At 60.7% G+C, this 14,268-nt stretch carries 23 protein-coding genes; 15 read left to right on the top strand and 8 right to left on the bottom strand.

Annotated features, from left to right (window positions below; all coding sequences use genetic code 11):
- The first annotated feature begins 12 nt into the window (after nucleotides 1-12).
- From KHO23_RS06320 to KHO23_RS06345, 6 genes are all read left to right on the top strand, one after another.
- Complete coding sequence (locus KHO23_RS06320; protein ID WP_211610169.1) at nucleotides 13-669, top strand: TolB family protein; 657 nt, start codon at nucleotides 13-15, stop codon at nucleotides 667-669.
- On the top strand, nucleotides 666-1,013 hold the full coding sequence (locus KHO23_RS06325) for a hypothetical protein (RefSeq protein WP_211610170.1): 348 nt from the start codon (nucleotides 666-668) through the stop codon (nucleotides 1,011-1,013). The genes KHO23_RS06320 and KHO23_RS06325 overlap by 4 nt, the downstream gene beginning before the upstream one ends.
- A gap of 808 nt (nucleotides 1,014-1,821) precedes the next feature.
- Entirely contained in the window at nucleotides 1,822-2,358 is a 537-nt protein-coding gene (locus KHO23_RS06330; protein ID WP_211610171.1) for a hypothetical protein, read from the top strand.
- Nucleotides 2,351-2,701, top strand: coding sequence for a hypothetical protein (locus tag KHO23_RS06335; RefSeq protein ID WP_211610172.1), 351 nt, complete (start codon nucleotides 2,351-2,353; stop codon nucleotides 2,699-2,701). Before KHO23_RS06330 ends, KHO23_RS06335 begins: the two co-directional genes overlap by 8 nt.
- Nucleotides 2,694-2,945, top strand: coding sequence for a hypothetical protein (locus tag KHO23_RS06340; protein ID WP_211610173.1), 252 nt, complete (start codon nucleotides 2,694-2,696; stop codon nucleotides 2,943-2,945). Before KHO23_RS06335 ends, KHO23_RS06340 begins: the two co-directional genes overlap by 8 nt.
- A 118-nt stretch (nucleotides 2,946-3,063) precedes the next feature.
- The gene (locus KHO23_RS06345; RefSeq protein WP_211610174.1) at nucleotides 3,064-3,249 is read left to right on the top strand and encodes a hypothetical protein; all 186 of its coding nucleotides are present in this window, start codon (nucleotides 3,064-3,066) and stop codon (nucleotides 3,247-3,249) included.
- Between the two features lie 276 nt (nucleotides 3,250-3,525).
- On the opposite strand, the gene KHO23_RS06350 is transcribed toward KHO23_RS06345, so the two are convergent.
- Nucleotides 3,526-4,158 carry a hypothetical protein gene (locus KHO23_RS06350; protein WP_211610175.1) on the bottom strand — a complete coding sequence of 211 codons (633 nt, stop codon included), beginning with the start codon at nucleotides 4,156-4,158 and terminating at the stop codon, nucleotides 3,526-3,528.
- Between the two features lie 179 nt (nucleotides 4,159-4,337).
- Here KHO23_RS06350 and KHO23_RS06355 point away from each other — a divergent pair, with 179 nt between their 5' ends.
- From KHO23_RS06355 to KHO23_RS06370, 4 genes are all read left to right on the top strand, one after another.
- Nucleotides 4,338-5,168, top strand: a complete 831-nt coding sequence (locus KHO23_RS06355) for a hypothetical protein (protein ID WP_211610176.1) — start codon at nucleotides 4,338-4,340, stop codon at nucleotides 5,166-5,168.
- A 2-nt stretch (nucleotides 5,169-5,170) separates the two neighbouring features.
- Complete coding sequence (locus KHO23_RS06360; protein WP_211610177.1) at nucleotides 5,171-5,824, top strand: hypothetical protein; 654 nt, start codon at nucleotides 5,171-5,173, stop codon at nucleotides 5,822-5,824.
- Between the two features lie 239 nt (nucleotides 5,825-6,063).
- Entirely contained in the window at nucleotides 6,064-6,453 is a 390-nt protein-coding gene (locus KHO23_RS06365; protein ID WP_211610178.1) for a hypothetical protein, read from the top strand.
- A 47-nt stretch (nucleotides 6,454-6,500) separates the two neighbouring features.
- Entirely contained in the window at nucleotides 6,501-7,022 is a 522-nt protein-coding gene (locus KHO23_RS06370; RefSeq protein ID WP_211610179.1) for a hypothetical protein, read from the top strand.
- Nucleotides 7,023-7,393: 371 nt separating this feature from the next.
- Here the strand turns inward: KHO23_RS06370 and KHO23_RS06375 are convergent, their stop codons facing one another.
- From KHO23_RS06375 to KHO23_RS06400, 7 genes are all read right to left on the bottom strand, one after another.
- Complete coding sequence (locus tag KHO23_RS06375) at nucleotides 7,394-8,134, bottom strand: hypothetical protein (protein WP_211610180.1); 741 nt, start codon at nucleotides 8,132-8,134, stop codon at nucleotides 7,394-7,396.
- Nucleotides 8,131-8,556 carry a hypothetical protein gene (locus tag KHO23_RS06380; protein ID WP_211610181.1) on the bottom strand — a complete coding sequence of 142 codons (426 nt, stop codon included), beginning with the start codon at nucleotides 8,554-8,556 and terminating at the stop codon, nucleotides 8,131-8,133. Before KHO23_RS06380 ends, KHO23_RS06375 begins: the two co-directional genes overlap by 4 nt.
- Complete coding sequence (locus tag KHO23_RS35365; protein WP_268963873.1) at nucleotides 8,553-8,687, bottom strand: hypothetical protein; 135 nt, start codon at nucleotides 8,685-8,687, stop codon at nucleotides 8,553-8,555. The genes KHO23_RS06380 and KHO23_RS35365 overlap by 4 nt, the downstream gene beginning before the upstream one ends.
- The gene (locus KHO23_RS06385) at nucleotides 8,684-9,493 is read right to left on the bottom strand and encodes a hypothetical protein (RefSeq protein WP_211610182.1); all 810 of its coding nucleotides are present in this window, start codon (nucleotides 9,491-9,493) and stop codon (nucleotides 8,684-8,686) included. Before KHO23_RS06385 ends, KHO23_RS35365 begins: the two co-directional genes overlap by 4 nt.
- A gap of 126 nt (nucleotides 9,494-9,619) precedes the next feature.
- Nucleotides 9,620-9,841: a hypothetical protein gene (locus KHO23_RS06390; RefSeq protein ID WP_211610183.1), complete on the bottom strand. Its 222-nt coding sequence runs from the start codon at nucleotides 9,839-9,841 to the stop codon at nucleotides 9,620-9,622.
- Nucleotides 9,838-10,077, bottom strand: a complete 240-nt coding sequence (locus tag KHO23_RS06395; RefSeq protein ID WP_211610184.1) for a hypothetical protein — start codon at nucleotides 10,075-10,077, stop codon at nucleotides 9,838-9,840. The genes KHO23_RS06390 and KHO23_RS06395 overlap by 4 nt, the downstream gene beginning before the upstream one ends.
- 58 nt (nucleotides 10,078-10,135) lie before the next feature.
- Complete coding sequence (locus KHO23_RS06400) at nucleotides 10,136-11,638, bottom strand: hypothetical protein (protein ID WP_211610185.1); 1,503 nt, start codon at nucleotides 11,636-11,638, stop codon at nucleotides 10,136-10,138.
- Nucleotides 11,639-12,032: 394 nt separating this feature from the next.
- Here KHO23_RS06400 and KHO23_RS06405 point away from each other — a divergent pair, with 394 nt between their 5' ends.
- The 5 genes from KHO23_RS06405 to KHO23_RS06425 are packed head-to-tail and all read left to right on the top strand — an operon-like array spanning nucleotide 12,033 to nucleotide 14,212.
- Complete coding sequence (locus KHO23_RS06405; RefSeq protein WP_211610186.1) at nucleotides 12,033-12,233, top strand: helix-turn-helix transcriptional regulator; 201 nt, start codon at nucleotides 12,033-12,035, stop codon at nucleotides 12,231-12,233.
- Between the two features lie 2 nt (nucleotides 12,234-12,235).
- Nucleotides 12,236-12,970, top strand: coding sequence for a hypothetical protein (locus KHO23_RS06410; protein ID WP_211610187.1), 735 nt, complete (start codon nucleotides 12,236-12,238; stop codon nucleotides 12,968-12,970).
- Nucleotides 12,967-13,158, top strand: a complete 192-nt coding sequence (locus KHO23_RS06415; RefSeq protein WP_211610188.1) for a hypothetical protein — start codon at nucleotides 12,967-12,969, stop codon at nucleotides 13,156-13,158. Before KHO23_RS06410 ends, KHO23_RS06415 begins: the two co-directional genes overlap by 4 nt.
- Nucleotides 13,155-13,532, top strand: a complete 378-nt coding sequence (locus tag KHO23_RS06420; protein WP_211610189.1) for a hypothetical protein — start codon at nucleotides 13,155-13,157, stop codon at nucleotides 13,530-13,532. The genes KHO23_RS06415 and KHO23_RS06420 overlap by 4 nt, the downstream gene beginning before the upstream one ends.
- Nucleotides 13,533-13,561: 29 nt before the next feature.
- Nucleotides 13,562-14,212 (top strand): hypothetical protein, encoded by a 651-nt coding sequence (locus KHO23_RS06425; RefSeq protein WP_211610190.1) that lies wholly within the window; start codon nucleotides 13,562-13,564, stop codon nucleotides 14,210-14,212.
- Nucleotides 14,213-14,268: the final 56 nt, after the last annotated feature.

The raw sequence follows: 14,268 nt of genomic DNA on the forward strand, positions 1-14,268 counted from the left end.
GGAGGGAAGACCATGAAAAAGACCATCCTCGCCGCACTGGTCGCGCTCGCCGCTGCATCGGCGCACGCTCAATCCGTTGGCGTTCAGTGGGGAAATATCGTGTACGCGTCCGCGACTGGCGAGCGCACGGTCCTGACTGATACCGGTGCCGATGCGAGCCCAGTCCTTTCTCCTGACGGCAGGCTGGTTGCGTTCACGCGGCTGCGCCAAGGCGAGCAGGCTGAATCAGGTGACCCTCAGAGCGGGCCGCTGGCTGACGTGTATGTGATGCGGCTCGCCGATCACCATGTGACGAAGATCGTTTCGGCGGCGCACTCAAATGACCCGACGGCGGAACTGTCAGGCATCCGCTCGCTGACATTCTCGGTTGACGGCGCGACGCTTTACTTCGAAACGCCTGCATGGGCGGTCGCTGGCGCTATACACGCCGTTCCCCTGCACGGCGGTCAACGGTTCGTTACCGACGGCAACGGCTTCGCGGTGGTGCGCCACGGGAAATACGTGGGCGATCTTGTGGTGCAAAAGCATCGCTACATGTCCGGTCGCGGGTCGTGGAATCCAGAGGTCATAGTGAGCGCGGCCGGGAAGGATGTACGTGTGCTGGGCGAATTCGGCGACGATGAGTACGCGGTAGGCCGCGCGCTTCGAAACGTCGAGGCTCAGCAATGAGCTCACTCAGCGCCGCTGACGTGAACTCGGATAAGATCGCCGCGCTGCTTTTCCGTCAACGACGGGAAATCCCCACGATTGCAGTGAGCGAGCAGGTCGTCGCCGCCTACGGTGAGATATTCGACATTCAGGTGTGCGCTGAGATTGCCGCGCATCCGGGTCTGAAGGCCGCCGTGTTCGATCCCGTGCAGAGCAAGCTGTTCGCGCAGCGGAATCTGCCTGCGGGTGTCATTGCGCGGGCGTGCCCGCTTTTCGTCAACGCCTTGAACTACGCCCACGACATGACGCTGATCGCCGCCGAGGATGCGGATACGGACGACCGGCAAGCCGAACTCCCGCTCTGATCGTGACGGCATCCTGTAATGGCGATACTTGGGTAGCATCGCCGTGCAGCGCGCCGACATGGCAGCATAGAACATCGGGCGCATCGCAGGACTTGGCAGTCGCGAAGGGTTTGATGATCGCCCTATCCCGACCTCTTCAGGCGTTCCGGAGCCGAGCAGAGTGCTTGCGACGTGAGCCAGCCGCAATCTGGTACGCAGCCCCGCATAGGCCGGAACCTATAGCGGGGCTTTTCTTTTCCTCAGTCTGAGGAGAATCCCCACAAGGGGCCCGCGCTCCGCTCCCGGTGCCACGGCATTCGCCGATACCTGCCAGCCTAAGCGTGACCCGTTTCCTCGCGCCCCATCCCTGTTCGACACGCATTCGTCGCCTGCGCATTTGCCACAATTCGCCTCGCCGGATGCCGTCTAGCCGCGTCTAGTTCGCCGTCTAGTTCAGGTTCGTGATTGCATCCTGAAGGCATGAACCTGAACAGTGAGGCCAGCCATGGCTAAGGCAAAAGTTACCCCCGAGGAGTGGGCTGGAGCCCGCAAAGAGTGGGAAGGCTCCGCAACGGTGTCTTACGCCGACATTGCGCGTAAGCTATTGATTAGTAAGGCACTCGTAGGGCAAGAAGCAAAAAGGGCTGGATGGCAGAAGCGTATCGGTGTCGCCGAGTCTTCGAATAAGCCGGGTCCAGAGGCAAATTCGAAACTTACAGAAAATGCCCGTCAGGGCCCCAAACGAGCGCCGGTCCTAGACGATTCTCGGCCGTCTAGTGTGGCGTCGCCGGCAAGTCCTGCGGCATCGGAGTCGGAAGCGGCTCGGCAAGTGGATGCCGCCGCTGCTGACGCGATGGCGAATCGTTCGGCGCCGACGTATGACGAGATCAAGATTCCGGATGGTCTGGACTTGTTTGAGCGAGAGGATTTCGTGCGCGCGGCCATCGTGGTACGCCAGCGGCAGATCAACGCGACACAGTCGAAAGAGCTTTCCGCGGTGAAACAGAAGCTGTACAACGCCATCAAGAACGCATCCACGGACGCGGGCCCGGCGCTGGCGCTGGCTGTGGAGCGAAACGTGCGCTCAATGGTGGCGATGCACGACGCGGAAATGGAGAAAGAGATTGCCAAGGTCAGGCTGGACCTGTCGGAGTTTGCCGGCGCTCCGGTGCGGCCGATGCCAGCCAGGATCATCGTGCATATGATCCCGGGCTTTCGGATCGGATCGGATAGTAACCGTACGCCTGCGGCTGGCTCTCGGGAGGTGGAGGCGCACAGTCTCGCAGAGGTCGCCAATCTGTCGCTGCAGGGAACGTGTGAGGGCAATGTGGTAGATGTTGAAAGCAGGGAGCTTCCGAATGTCTAAAGCTCAAGCACGACGCGCCCGTGATGCGTTCGACGCGATGATTGCCGACCGTGAAGACGAGAAGCACCGCGCGCGGCCGGTGGTGGCTCCGCACGGCCCGCTGGTGCCGGTGCTGATGGTGATCGTGCAGAACCCGCTGCAGGCGCTCCACGATGCCGCTGACGCACGCATGAGTGCAGATCCTGACGTCGCCGCAACCGATCGCCTGCTCGCCGCCGAACTGGCCGCGATCCTCGGCGCAGGCGCAAACGCCAATTCTGGCGTTAGGTCTGCCGGGCTCGTGGAGCCCGACATGGAGTTGCTGCGCCATGGCTTTCTCGAACCGGTGCCGACGAATGACTGATCTATCGACTATGAGCGCTGCCGACCTGTTCGAGCGTGGTATCGCTGCCTTGGAGCTTGAACTGCGCGCGGGTGGAGCGCCTGAGGCCATCGTTGAGCAGGCCGTCGCATCCATGCGCAGCGACTACGACGCGACGCGTGCATGGCTGCAAACCATCGAGAGGTCTGCAAAGCGGCGCAATCAATTCCCGGGGTTCCGCGTGGTGCCGTTCCGGAAATCCGTGCTCGGGAATGGGTGCGCCTGAGCGGATTTCTGCGATGCGTCGCTCGCCGAAAAGCAGGATTCGCTAATTTGCATCGGACTCCTCACGCTATGCGTGATAGCGTCCACCTGAGCGGGCTGTTTCACGGTATCGTCTCGGCATGAACTCCGATCAGATCGCCGCCCTGAACTCCGCACCGTCAGAATTCGTACGGGAAGCGTGGCTGGCATGGCAAGAGAAGCTCGACTCGCTGCCGCCGCACATTACGGCCGAGCAGAAGGAACAGGCCACGGCCGTGCTGCTCAAGCTAATGAAGCTGCGCGCGGAACGTCAGAAAAGCCTATAAGCCGCGAGCTTGGATCAGACGACGATCTCGGCATTTCGCGCCCGCACGATCGTCTGCCGGGTCGCGCGGAGCATGCGAGCGCACGGCGATATCGCGGCGTCATCTGTCTCAGGGCGGCACATCTGCTGCCACTCGCCCGCGCATCAGCGTAGATGTTTTAGCATCGCTTGCAGTCAAACAACGGTCGTTTCTTAGTCGCGTGGATACGTCGCATTGTCGGCTGTGCGGGTCATCAATATTGGAACGCTGCAGAGTGCGTTCCTAATCCGGTCACGGCTAAGGTCGGTGCGGATGTCGGGAGAAATGACTACCCAAGAGGAAGCCGAGTGTAATCAGGACCACCGTTGCCAGGAGTATCAGCGCCCCTTTGATACCAAAATTGCTGAAGATCGCCCGCAAGGCGCTGCTGGAATATGCGCCGCACGTCGCAAGAAGTGCGATCCACAGCAGCAGGGTTGCAACTGGAAGCTTTTGTTGGTGGATCAACGTTGGCTTTATCCAATAGTGAAGGGCTCGCGGGACGATAGGGTCGTCGCCGTATTGATCGATAAGAGAATTGTAGTTCGTCGTTATACCCTCCAACGCGACGAACGCGCGTTGGAGGCCGTCGTTGGTTACTAGGCAGACGTACGCTGCGAATAAGCCAACCGCGATGAGCAGGTAGGGACGTAGCGGTTCAAACTCTGACGCAGGATCTTTCGGTCCAATGAACACCCCAACGAACGCCGAGAACAGAAAAGCTTGACTTAGTAGAAACCAAGTCATCCGATGATTCACTAGCGAGTTCTCGTGTTCAATAGCCGACCGAGCGAGCTTCCACGCAACGATGTGCGGTGAACTAAATTCGTTGAACGTACGGGAGTTCCAATATCTCGAATAGTCTTCTTCATCTCGCGTATCGACTGTCATATTTTTCTCCGTGTTATTGGTCAGACAATAGCAAACCGATGCCACTTAAGAAGATTAATCCACGGACATTGTTGTTCAAGCGAATTGCTAGGGATTTTTCTTGGCCGGAGGTTGCCGCGCAACGGCCGCTAGGTCATCGTGACGCGATGCTGAGAGCTCTACTTACAGGCACTCTCATCATGGCATCGCAAACCGCTACCGCGCTGTTCCCCAACCAAGTAGCTGCAGTACTCGATCTCCGAGCGCAGTTGCTGATGGGGCCCGCGCAATACATCAATTATGCGGTCCTCACGGACGCGATGATTTGGGACAAGCTGGTTGCAGCCGAGACTGAGGCTGAGCGCCTGCTCAAGACCTTCTTCAGCGCCGTGCAGATCATTCCGGATACCGCGCTGCAGTCGGAGATTGACGCGCTCGAAGCCGCCGAGACTCGCTACCGCACGATCGGCGCGTTCGACTACGATCCGGCCATGTTCGAAGGTGAGCGCTGGGGCCTCATGCGGCTGCCGTACAAGCCGGTACTCCAGGTCCAGTCGGTGACCATCGCATTTCCGGCGCCGTTCCTCATGAATTACGTCGTCCCGTTCGAGTGGATTCGGATTGACCGTAAGTACGGCGACATGCAGCTTGTGCCCACCACGGCGGCTCAGGTTTCGCCGGTCGGCGCGTTCGCACTCGTGGCGATGGGCGGCGCGGTGACGTATCCGCAGGCTGTTGGCGTGCGCTACACGTGCGGCCTGATCAACGCCGATGGGCAGGTCGCGACGAGCTTCGCTGAGCACTGGGATGACCTTGTTGACCTCGTCAAGCGGATGGCTATCGGCAAGATCATGAAGATGGCATATCTGCCCGCATCCGCGTCGATCTCGGCGGATGGCCTGTCGCAGTCGAACAGTTTCAATTACCAGGCGTGGCAGGACCAGATTAGCGTGGATCTCTTTGGGCCGAAGGGTTCGAACGGTGGCCTTTACACGTCCATCCACGGCATCAACTCGCAGGCGCTGGGGTAAGCATGCAATTCAGTCCGCAGGCCTTCAATCAGTTCCTTGGCCCGAACGGCAACATCGGCCAGCAATACGCCTGGTATCAGTCGTTCGCGTGCCCGTGCGTCGATCCGCACTCGGGTGCGGCGAATCCATCATGCCCGCTTTGCCTCGGCAATGGGCGTCAGTACGCTGCGCCGGTCAATGGCGTGGCCGGTATCGCCGGGCAGCGCGCACAGCGCGAATGGGCGCAGTTCGGTGTGTACGAGCAGGGCGATCTCGTCATTACGATCCCGTCCGCCTCGCCGATCTACGCAATGGGCCAATTCGACCGTGTGACGGCTCTGAACACGCAGCAGGTATTCAGCCTCGTCCTGACGAGCGGCGACCCGCTTGAGCGGCTATGGACGACCACGTCGGTCATCGGCGTGACGCGCGTATTCTGGTTGACTCCCGACGGAACGGGAGTAGTGGAGGGCGGCATCCCGACGGTCAATGCGGACGGGACGCTGGTGTGGTCGAATGGCGGCGAGCCGCCTGCCGGGGTGCAGTACACGATCACGGGGACGAAGATGCTCGATTACTACGCCTTCGGCATGTTCCCGACGAACCGCAACTTTCAGCAGGGGCTCGCGCTGCCACGGAAGATCGCGCTGCGCGACTTCGACCTGTTCACCAGATAGCCTTTACGGACGCGAGCATCGGGGCGGCCAGCACTGATATGATCGGCCCGTTGGGTCTCGGCCCGACGGTCGCCAACAGGCAAGGATCGGTCGTGAACAGACTCTCGACGCGGCAGGCTCTATTGCTGGCAATTTGAAGTCAGGCTGCCCTCTGCAGTCCGTGGCATAGTGCTTAGATCGGCGCCAGCGGTACGCTACAGCCGCTGCAACTAGGGCGCTTCTCTCCAGGGAACTGACGCATGAATAGGCATTGGTCATTTGTAGTTACGGACAGACGATATCTTTACCCGATCGCCGTGCTCTTACTAATTGCCGGCCTCGTCGCAGCCTTCTTAAGCAAGGACGCCAACAACTTCACACGAGCGGGAAACTTCATCATTGGCACCGGCGTATGGATGAGCATGCGTTATACGTTACGCGAAGGCATCAACCGCCGTAAAGATCTCTCAAACTCCTCGCCAACCTTTCCCGGAACAAATCAAGTAAACCCGCAGTTCTTCAATCAAATTGCATTCAGTATTGGTGATGCACAGGCTCAAGTTCATGGTTTTATCCTAGTCATCCTTGGTTCTGTTGTTGGCTCGTTTGGTGATTTGATACTCAAATGCTCTTTTCCTGGGTACTTCTAGTACATCCCAAAATTCTGACACTCTACAAATACAACTAAGAACGGACCATGCTTAAAGAAATTCAGTGGGGACGTGGCCTAATGCGACTATGGGCCATGGTCACGGTGCTTTGGCTCGCAGCTTCAATCTACTCAGTGGTTATTCCCCACTACTTCACCGAAGCCCTTCCGGGACCGCCGAGCGCGGCTGACATTCAAAAGAACGTGCAGGACCAACTTGACTGCCTTGGCTATGACGATTCCAAGAACACCGATAAGCCTTGGATGCATTGGAAGTGCGACGCCAAGATCGTCGGTCAAGATCCCCGCTTGGACATTAACGCCCACGAGGCCAGCGATGGCACATTAACGCTCAACGATGCGAATGGGGAGCAGATTATCGGCGTCCCCAAGAACCTCAGCGCGAAGCAGATAGCTGACAAGCTTCATCGGCACTTTGCTGAAGAAGCCTCCAAGCGATTTTACGAACCCGTACCACGCGATGCACTGCTCGTGCTCGGTCCTCCAGTGATACTACTTCTTTTCGGCTTAGCAGGTTCATGGGTGCTGCGCGGTTTCGCTAAACGGTAGAAGCAGGAAACCATCACCCGCCCTTCCGTGCGCTATATCTGCCGACTGCTCAGGGGCGTGTTGGTGTGGTGCTCATGCTGCCTGGGCCAGAAGTGCCGCGCGGTGGACGGATGAGACTGGCCTGCCGTCGCTACCTAGGACCCTCGGGAAAGGCCATGCCGTAGCTGGTGCTGGCTTCGTGTCGCATCCGCACGTGGTCCGCTCGCCGCGCTGGACCTGCCGGAGGTAGTACGCGCCGCGGTGGCCGCAGTCGCATTGGAAACGCCAGCGGGCTCCATCCTTGCCGTGGCAGACGTAGCTCAGCGCAACGAGGCTACGCCAGCGCTGGTCGCTCCAGTCGCGCAAACCTCGGCTGCGCTCGTGTGCGATGCTCATGACTTGTCCTGCTCGGAAAAGGGGTTGCCGGTGGTGAGCAGGCGTATAAAGAGCATCCGTACAGTTTCGCCACTCAGGTGCGACCATTCGGCGAGCGTCATGCCGCGCCACAGCACGTCATGGCCGTCGGGTTCCTCGACGGGCTGCTCGTGTACCGGCGCAACTTCTGCGCGTACCGGCTTAGGTTCGATAGCCTGAATCGGCTTGATTCGCTGCTCGCTGGCCCGAGCCATCCATTCGGCAACGTACGCGTCGTTGGCGCCATCTTCAGCAACCGCGCGGGCAGGCAGTGTGTTGGTTTGCCTGTGCGTGTTCGCGGCTCGCCCGAGCCTCTTAGATGGTGCCCTTCGGTTGTTCTCGCGGTCCTGCTCGAACACGCGCAATTCATTCTCCTCGGCGCACAGCACTGCGGCCTTGGTCGCGTCATCCGGTGTTGGATGTCCATACTTGCGCAGGTTCCGATAGACCGCGCTCAGGGACAAGCCGCTGCGCTCAGCGTGCTCGGCAATCGTCAGGTCTTCGATGCGCTCCCCGGAACCCTTTGGCATGTACCCGGCCTCTTTCTTCGAGCATCCGCACGAGGTTGAAACGCCGTTGCGCAGGCTGACGCCAGCGACGCGCCTGACCGTGCCGCATGAGCATTGGACGCGCCACGCCGCTTTGCCGCCCTCGCTACCGTCGCGAGCTAATACCGTGAACCTGCCGAAGACCCGGCCGGTGAGTTCGATCGTCATCATTGCGTGCCCTTGCCGAGCCATGCGCGGAAACCATCAATATTCTGGCCGCGCATACTCTCGCGCTGCTTTGCCTGCTCTGCATGGGCCTCTGGTGCAATGTGAGCGGGAAATGGATGGCTGTGCTTCCGCACGCGCGCTGTGAGTGTGCTGTATGGGACGCCGCTGCGCTTGGAGTGCTCGTGAAGAGTTAGCCCGTCGTATAGCTTGTCGGCATTCGCCAGCCCCATTGCGCGAGTCCGTTCGACATGCAGACATCCGCAGGCCTTCGTGGTTCCTTTCTTCAGGCTTGCGCCCGCAATCGTCTTGATGGTGCCGCATTGGCATTGGCATAGCCATTTGGCTTGGCGCTTCGCGTCGCTGCCATCCCGCGCCAGTACGGTAAGGCGTCCAAACGTGCACCCGGATAGATCGATCGCCCTCATGACTTGACCTGCTCCACGGGGCGAAAATGGCCGTTCTCCCAAAGACGGCGCATCGCCTCTGCCTGCATCGCGGCAAGGTTCTCTGCGGCCTTGTAGATCGGTGGCGTGGTCTGCTGGGTGTTGGTGATCATGCTGCAGTCCCCTCGGCGTGCTTGCCGGTTCCGCGCCGGATACCCTTCGCCATTCGCGCCGCCGAGAGTTCTTTATGGACGCAACCGCACGACGTTGTCTGTCCCTGAGTCAGGCTGTCGGCCCGCACGACCTTGCCGCTCCCGCACGAGCACGAGCAGATCCAGAAGACGTTCCGGCCGTTGCCTTCGCGCTTGCCCTCTCGCGCGGTGACGGTGAGCCTGCCGAAAACGCGCCCGGTGAGGTCCGCGGGCTGCTTCTGTGGCTTCGGCTGCTTCGCCTTTTCTGCGGCCCGCTTGCGCACGGCGATGGCTTCGGGCGTAAGGTGCGCAGGCATAGGGTGACCGTGATCCAGTACGCGAGCCTTCAGTGCGCCAATGCTCAGGCCGGTGCGCTCAGCCCATTGCACGATGGTGAGCCCATCGAACGTCCTGGCGGGGCGGCCCGTCTTCTTGGGTTCCTGCCCGGCTGCCGCTTCGCGCAACTCTGCCCGCAGGCATCCGCATGACTTGGCTTGGCCGCTCATTAATGAGTGGGCGCGAACCCGCTTTGTCTTGCCGCACTCGCATTGGCATTGGTAGTACACGCGGCCATGCGTGTTGACACCGTCCCTGCTGATAGCCTTCAGTCGCTCGAACGTTTTGCCGGTGAGGTCATAGCGGTTTGCGCGCGTATCCTCGCCAAGGTGCGGCGGGAGCGGATGACCGTGCTGCTGATACCGCGCGAACAGGGCGGCATAGCTGATGCCGGTGCGCTCGGCGATTTGCTCAAGAGTCTCGCCGTCGAAAAGGAGTGCTACGCAACTCATATCTTTACCTTGTCCGGTTAGATTGGATAAGGGTAACTATGCCGTCACGAACAGCAATGCAAATGAAGAAACGCCGCAGAGGCAATGCCCGTGCGGCCTTGGTGTGTGTAAAGCTAGACTGATGGGTTACGCGTTGCGACTGAAGCGGAAGCCAGAAAGGATGCGGGCGAAGCGAATGCTGTCCGCGTCGTCCTGATCGAGACGATACCTACGGCTCTCGGCGCGCAGCCATGCGATGGTGTGAGCGTCGAACAGCGCCGGCGCGTACACGCCCACGGCGACCGCGTGCAGTGCGTGGTCGGGGTGATGGTGGGCGGTGCCGACCCGGATGCCAGTGGGCGCACTCATGCTGCGGCTCCGGTGGCTTCACGGCTGTACGTCAGGATGGCGAGCGCGCGGGCAAACGTCGAAGCGCCGCCAACATCCTCGCAGCCCATGACGGGGCGGCAAAACGTCGCCGTGTGGCGCTTGATGGCCGCAACCATGCCGGGCTCGAAGTGCGACGCGAGGACGATCGGCCTGATGCTTGTGCCGCGCTCGGAGTGGGTAACGTTCATGGTGACCGCGAAAGGCAACGTGTTCATGGTGAGGGGTCCTCAGGGTGTGTATGGCTATTTCCGCCTCACGACCGCAAGCCGTGTTTCAGGTCAGTTGGATCTTGTGGTTGAGAAACTGCGCGACCAGCGCCATCCCTCGCGCCGTAATAGCGCCCTGCGTTGCCTTGGTCTGCGGCAGGCGTACGCGGTTCTTCTCGGCGGCTGCCTTACGTGCTTCGCGTTCCGCGCGTGCGGCCTGCTTCGCCAGCCACTTCTTAGACCGCTGTGGCTGCGCTGCGGCCTGCACAACCGGCTCGATGATCTCGGGCTGCGCGTTGGCATCGGCAACCGGCTCGGACGGCGCTACGGGCGCTACAGGAGGCGGGCGAATCGCGGTGCGCTGCTCTGCGAACGGCGAACCGGTGCGGACCATGTTTGCCGCCAGCACATCAACGGACATGCCAGTGGACTCGGACCAGTGCGCGATGGTCTTGCCTGCCCACGTGAGGTCGCCATCGGCCGCGCTGTAGGCGGCGAGGTTATCGCTCTCAGTCGCGGGCGTGGCCTTCATGCCTGCGGCGTGAGACTCCGGCCAGTCCTCGGTGAGCCAATTGATAAAGGGAGCCAGTCCGAGTTCGGGATTGAGTTCTAAGGCGGCCCATGCGTCGAGCACGAGAATGTCGTCGTCGCTCTGCAGCGGGATAGACTCGTCGGCGCACGGCGGCTCAACCGCGTCGGCCGGCGCGGTGATGACCGGCTCGTCGTCCTCGAACGATGCCTCGTAATCGGCGGCTTGTTCGGGCGTCATCGGCGGGAGCCACGATTTGCGCGGCTTGAGTGGCTTGTCTTCAGTCTCGGCTGCCTCGCGGTCGTTCGCTATGCGGAGAGGCTTCTTCTTACGCTCGGCGCGCACGATGGCGGCGCGCTCGGCTGCTTGCTTGCGCAGGTCCTCGGGCAGCAGATCAGGGGCATTCTCGCCACGCGCGCCGTCGATCCAGATCTCAAGCAGTTCGAACTGACGGCGTTCAGCGTGGCGGCGCGCTTCGCTAGGGCCTGTGCTCATGCCGATATCGACCGTCTTGCGCTTGCCGTCGGCGTTCTTGATGACCAGCGTAGTCGGACGCAGACCACAATGTAGAACAGGCTTCGCTCCCTTGCTGTTCTCACCGATCTTGACCTCGCGCTCGCGGTTGTAACAGGACACGCAGCAGGTATTCGACCGCACGAGGCGCATGTTCCCAACGAAGTCGCTTGACGCGGATGACCGGCCGCAACGGACGCAGTGAAGACCCCTTGAAGCCTCGCTGCGGGTATGCCGGTCTGCGGTCTTGTCGTTGATGATCTCCAGCTTTGTGCGTGCTTTTACTCCCGCATTGAATGCGCCAACGCGGCAGCCTTGGCAACTCATGCAGTGGCGATTCTGGAAGTTAGCTTTGCAGGCGCTCGGCGTGATCTCGGCGGCGAGCGTCTTACAGGTGAAGCGCGACTCAAGCTGTGGAAACTCCGGATGCTGGCGCAAGACAACATCGCCAAGCGTCATCGCCACGATAGAGATGCCGCCGCCGCGCGTGACCGGGTCCTGCCGTGCCGTCTTGTGTGGGAGTGCCATTTTGTCGCCCGCTGATTCGTGTGTCGATGGGCTCTATTTCGTCGTCACTACTCCATCCTGCGAAGGGGCCAGAATCATCGGTACACCAATGGGTTTCGATAGGTGCGTGCGCAACTATTCGCGGTCTGATAGTTCCGCTGGCGCGTTATCCATCGTGCTAGTTTCGTGCGCGCTCGCCGCCACAAAGAATCCATTGCACATCCTGCGAATCTTGGTGATTCCTGCGACTCCATTCCGACTCCGCTCGGCGTGGGCGGCTGTGGCCGCCGCTACAGTGCGAACCATGGCGAACTGATACGAACTACACGGCGCAAAAAAACTCGTGACGCCAACATTCGATCACTAGATCAACTTTGAACTGTCCGAATCAACCCGAATGAATGGAGGCCCTGATGTGGACCAAGTAACCGAAGGGCAGGGGGCGGACCTCATTGGAATCGCAGAGGTCGCGACTCTGTTGGCGGTGGGGCGCACGACGGCGTTTCGCCTCGCCCAAGAACCGGACTTCCCCGCGGCGTTCAAGCTGGGAAGCAAGATTGTGAAGTACAGCCGCATCGCCGTTTTGGCGTGGCTCGCATCGAAACAGGAGCGGTAACCATGGCTGAAGAACATAGGCTCGCGCTGATGCGCAGCGTCGATGGCGTAGTGACCCACGGCCCGGCCAATCCCAAGAAGGTGATTGACGACTCAACGACGTCGGTAACGGCCCCGTCGGACCCGGCGAAGGTGATCGGTGCAATTTCAACGAGTGAAGCCGACGACGCTGCCGAAGCGGTCAAGAAACGGAGGTCGAAATTGAAGAAGACCGCAAGCCGGGACGGCTTTGCTGGGCTGCTCAAAGAACTGAATAACGCCAAGGCTGAAGAAACGATGGCTAAGGCGCTGCCGGTGGCAAGCGGCCCGCGTGAGGTCGTCCGGTTCAACGATGGGCTCGACCAGCACGCAATCATGAAGACGCTGAAGGCAGGTCCGACCGCTGCGCAGACGCCGACCGACGGCGCGATGCTGAAGGCGCTCGCTCCGGCGTTCGACAAGGCCGCCAAGACGCTCGGCGTGACCAATCCGCTGCTGAAGTCCGATGCTCCTGTGGGCTCGACTTCACTCGAAGCGACGTACAACTCGGATAGCGCGACGCTGACCGGTGGCGACGCGTTGCGCACGCAGTCGCTGCAGAAGCGCAAGCCGACGAACGGCGAACTGCTGAAGGCTGCGAGCAACGCTCTGAACGCGGGCAAGATCACGGCGGCCGAAGCCATGCATCTCGAATACGCCTGCAACATGGGCAAAGATCCGGACGAGGCGATCATCGGCAAGCTGGGGCTCGAAAAATGAGCGAGCGCAAAGTCCGCATGATCGTACGCGTGATGCCGAGCGCTCAGGACGCTATGCAGATGGCCTCGCGGGGCATCGCCGCGGGCAAGCTGTCGTCCCACGACGCCCAAACCGTCGAGCGCTGTATCAACGGGAACCGCATTATCCCGGCTGACGTTCTCCACCGCGTAAAGCAAGGTGCCAAATGAGCAAGACCACCAAACCCATTCGCCAGGAGGCGATCGACATGGCAGCAGACCTGAAGTCGAAGATCGAAGAAACCCGCGCATCGCTCAATAACGCGCTGATCAAGGGCGACCGCACGGACAAGCTGCGCTCATTCCTGCGCGATCTCGAAGCAGAGCAGCAGAAGCTCGATGATGCCACTGCCAGCGAGCAAGCAACAAAGCAAGCAGTACAGGAAGCGGCCCAACGGGCTGTGAAGGAAGCGGAGCACAAGCGGATCGTCAATGCTGCGCAGACGCTCGCCGACGCCCGCGATAACCGCCTTGCCGTCCTCGCGACCCGCTATGCGATTCCGGCCCGGCCGACCCCCGGCGTACGCTCCTCATCTCACGCTTAACCCGTACACGATACATAGGAGTTTTGAAGATGTCCAAACCTACTCACGCCCAGGAAATTCTCGCGAGCGCGCGAGCGAACCTCGCGACGGTCGCAGAACGTGCCGAAGCCGCTCACGTTGAACACAACAAGCGGCTCATCCGGAAGACCGAAGCGGAAGCACGCGGTGCGGAAGCCTTCCGCGACGTGCGCGACAAGAAGATCAGCGAGGAGGTCGGTGCGATGCGCGTGGCGCAGGCCAACGAAGACGCGAAGGACCTTCAGGGTCTGATCGAACAGTCTGCGCTCCTGCTTGCGAACCTCAATGCTGAGGTCAGCCGCGCTAAGGCCGCGGAGCATGAAGCTGAGGCCGGCGCTCGTCGCGAGGAGAGTGAGATTGTGGCTACTGAACTGAGCGACTACATCCACAACCTCGAAGCCGCGCGGACTGATGCTGTTAATGAGCGCCATCAGCTCTACCGTGGGATGAGTCTTAATGCTGCGGCAGCGGAGCTACTGAAGCGCGTTAAGTCGCTCGAACAGGAGTTTCTCGAAACCATCGCAAAATGCTACGACATTCATGTCGAAACAGACCCCCCTCGTAGCCCGGGCTCGCGCAGGACATGTAGCGTGCACGACTTCTACAGGCCCTCTCTTGCGCTTCAAGATGTGGTTAGCCAGGGAACGAAGCCTCGTTTCTAACCCGAATCGCGGGCCGTCCTGAGCGGCGGCTCAATCCATACCCAGCATTGAGAGTT

Origin of the sequence: Paraburkholderia haematera, assembly GCF_905220975.1 — a bacterium.
Lineage (GTDB): Bacteria > Pseudomonadota > Gammaproteobacteria > Burkholderiales > Burkholderiaceae > Paraburkholderia > Paraburkholderia haematera.

Coding starts and splice junctions, on each gene's coding strand:
- KHO23_RS06380 (WP_211610181.1), bottom strand. CDS start 8,556: ATGAGGGCGATCGATCTATCCGGGTGCACGTTTGGACGCCTTACCGTA.
- KHO23_RS06335 (WP_211610172.1), top strand. CDS start 2,351: ATGTCTAAAGCTCAAGCACGACGCGCCCGTGATGCGTTCGACGCGATG.
- KHO23_RS06325 (WP_211610170.1), top strand. CDS start 666: ATGAGCTCACTCAGCGCCGCTGACGTGAACTCGGATAAGATCGCCGCG.
- KHO23_RS06360 (WP_211610177.1), top strand. CDS start 5,171: ATGCAATTCAGTCCGCAGGCCTTCAATCAGTTCCTTGGCCCGAACGGC.
- KHO23_RS06385 (WP_211610182.1), bottom strand. CDS start 9,493: ATGAGTTGCGTAGCACTCCTTTTCGACGGCGAGACTCTTGAGCAAATC.
- KHO23_RS06395 (WP_211610184.1), bottom strand. CDS start 10,077: ATGAACACGTTGCCTTTCGCGGTCACCATGAACGTTACCCACTCCGAG.
- KHO23_RS06320 (WP_211610169.1), top strand. CDS start 13: ATGAAAAAGACCATCCTCGCCGCACTGGTCGCGCTCGCCGCTGCATCG.
- KHO23_RS06355 (WP_211610176.1), top strand. CDS start 4,338: ATGGCATCGCAAACCGCTACCGCGCTGTTCCCCAACCAAGTAGCTGCA.
- KHO23_RS06390 (WP_211610183.1), bottom strand. CDS start 9,841: ATGAGTGCGCCCACTGGCATCCGGGTCGGCACCGCCCACCATCACCCC.
- KHO23_RS06400 (WP_211610185.1), bottom strand. CDS start 11,638: ATGGCACTCCCACACAAGACGGCACGGCAGGACCCGGTCACGCGCGGC.
- KHO23_RS35365 (WP_268963873.1), bottom strand. CDS start 8,687: ATGATCACCAACACCCAGCAGACCACGCCACCGATCTACAAGGCCGCA.
- KHO23_RS06420 (WP_211610189.1), top strand. CDS start 13,155: ATGAGCAAGACCACCAAACCCATTCGCCAGGAGGCGATCGACATGGCA.
- KHO23_RS06365 (WP_211610178.1), top strand. CDS start 6,064: ATGAATAGGCATTGGTCATTTGTAGTTACGGACAGACGATATCTTTAC.
- KHO23_RS06345 (WP_211610174.1), top strand. CDS start 3,064: ATGAACTCCGATCAGATCGCCGCCCTGAACTCCGCACCGTCAGAATTC.
- KHO23_RS06350 (WP_211610175.1), bottom strand. CDS start 4,158: ATGACAGTCGATACGCGAGATGAAGAAGACTATTCGAGATATTGGAAC.
- KHO23_RS06340 (WP_211610173.1), top strand. CDS start 2,694: ATGACTGATCTATCGACTATGAGCGCTGCCGACCTGTTCGAGCGTGGT.
- KHO23_RS06410 (WP_211610187.1), top strand. CDS start 12,236: ATGGCTGAAGAACATAGGCTCGCGCTGATGCGCAGCGTCGATGGCGTA.
- KHO23_RS06375 (WP_211610180.1), bottom strand. CDS start 8,134: ATGATGACGATCGAACTCACCGGCCGGGTCTTCGGCAGGTTCACGGTA.
- KHO23_RS06415 (WP_211610188.1), top strand. CDS start 12,967: ATGAGCGAGCGCAAAGTCCGCATGATCGTACGCGTGATGCCGAGCGCT.
- KHO23_RS06425 (WP_211610190.1), top strand. CDS start 13,562: ATGTCCAAACCTACTCACGCCCAGGAAATTCTCGCGAGCGCGCGAGCG.
- KHO23_RS06370 (WP_211610179.1), top strand. CDS start 6,501: ATGCTTAAAGAAATTCAGTGGGGACGTGGCCTAATGCGACTATGGGCC.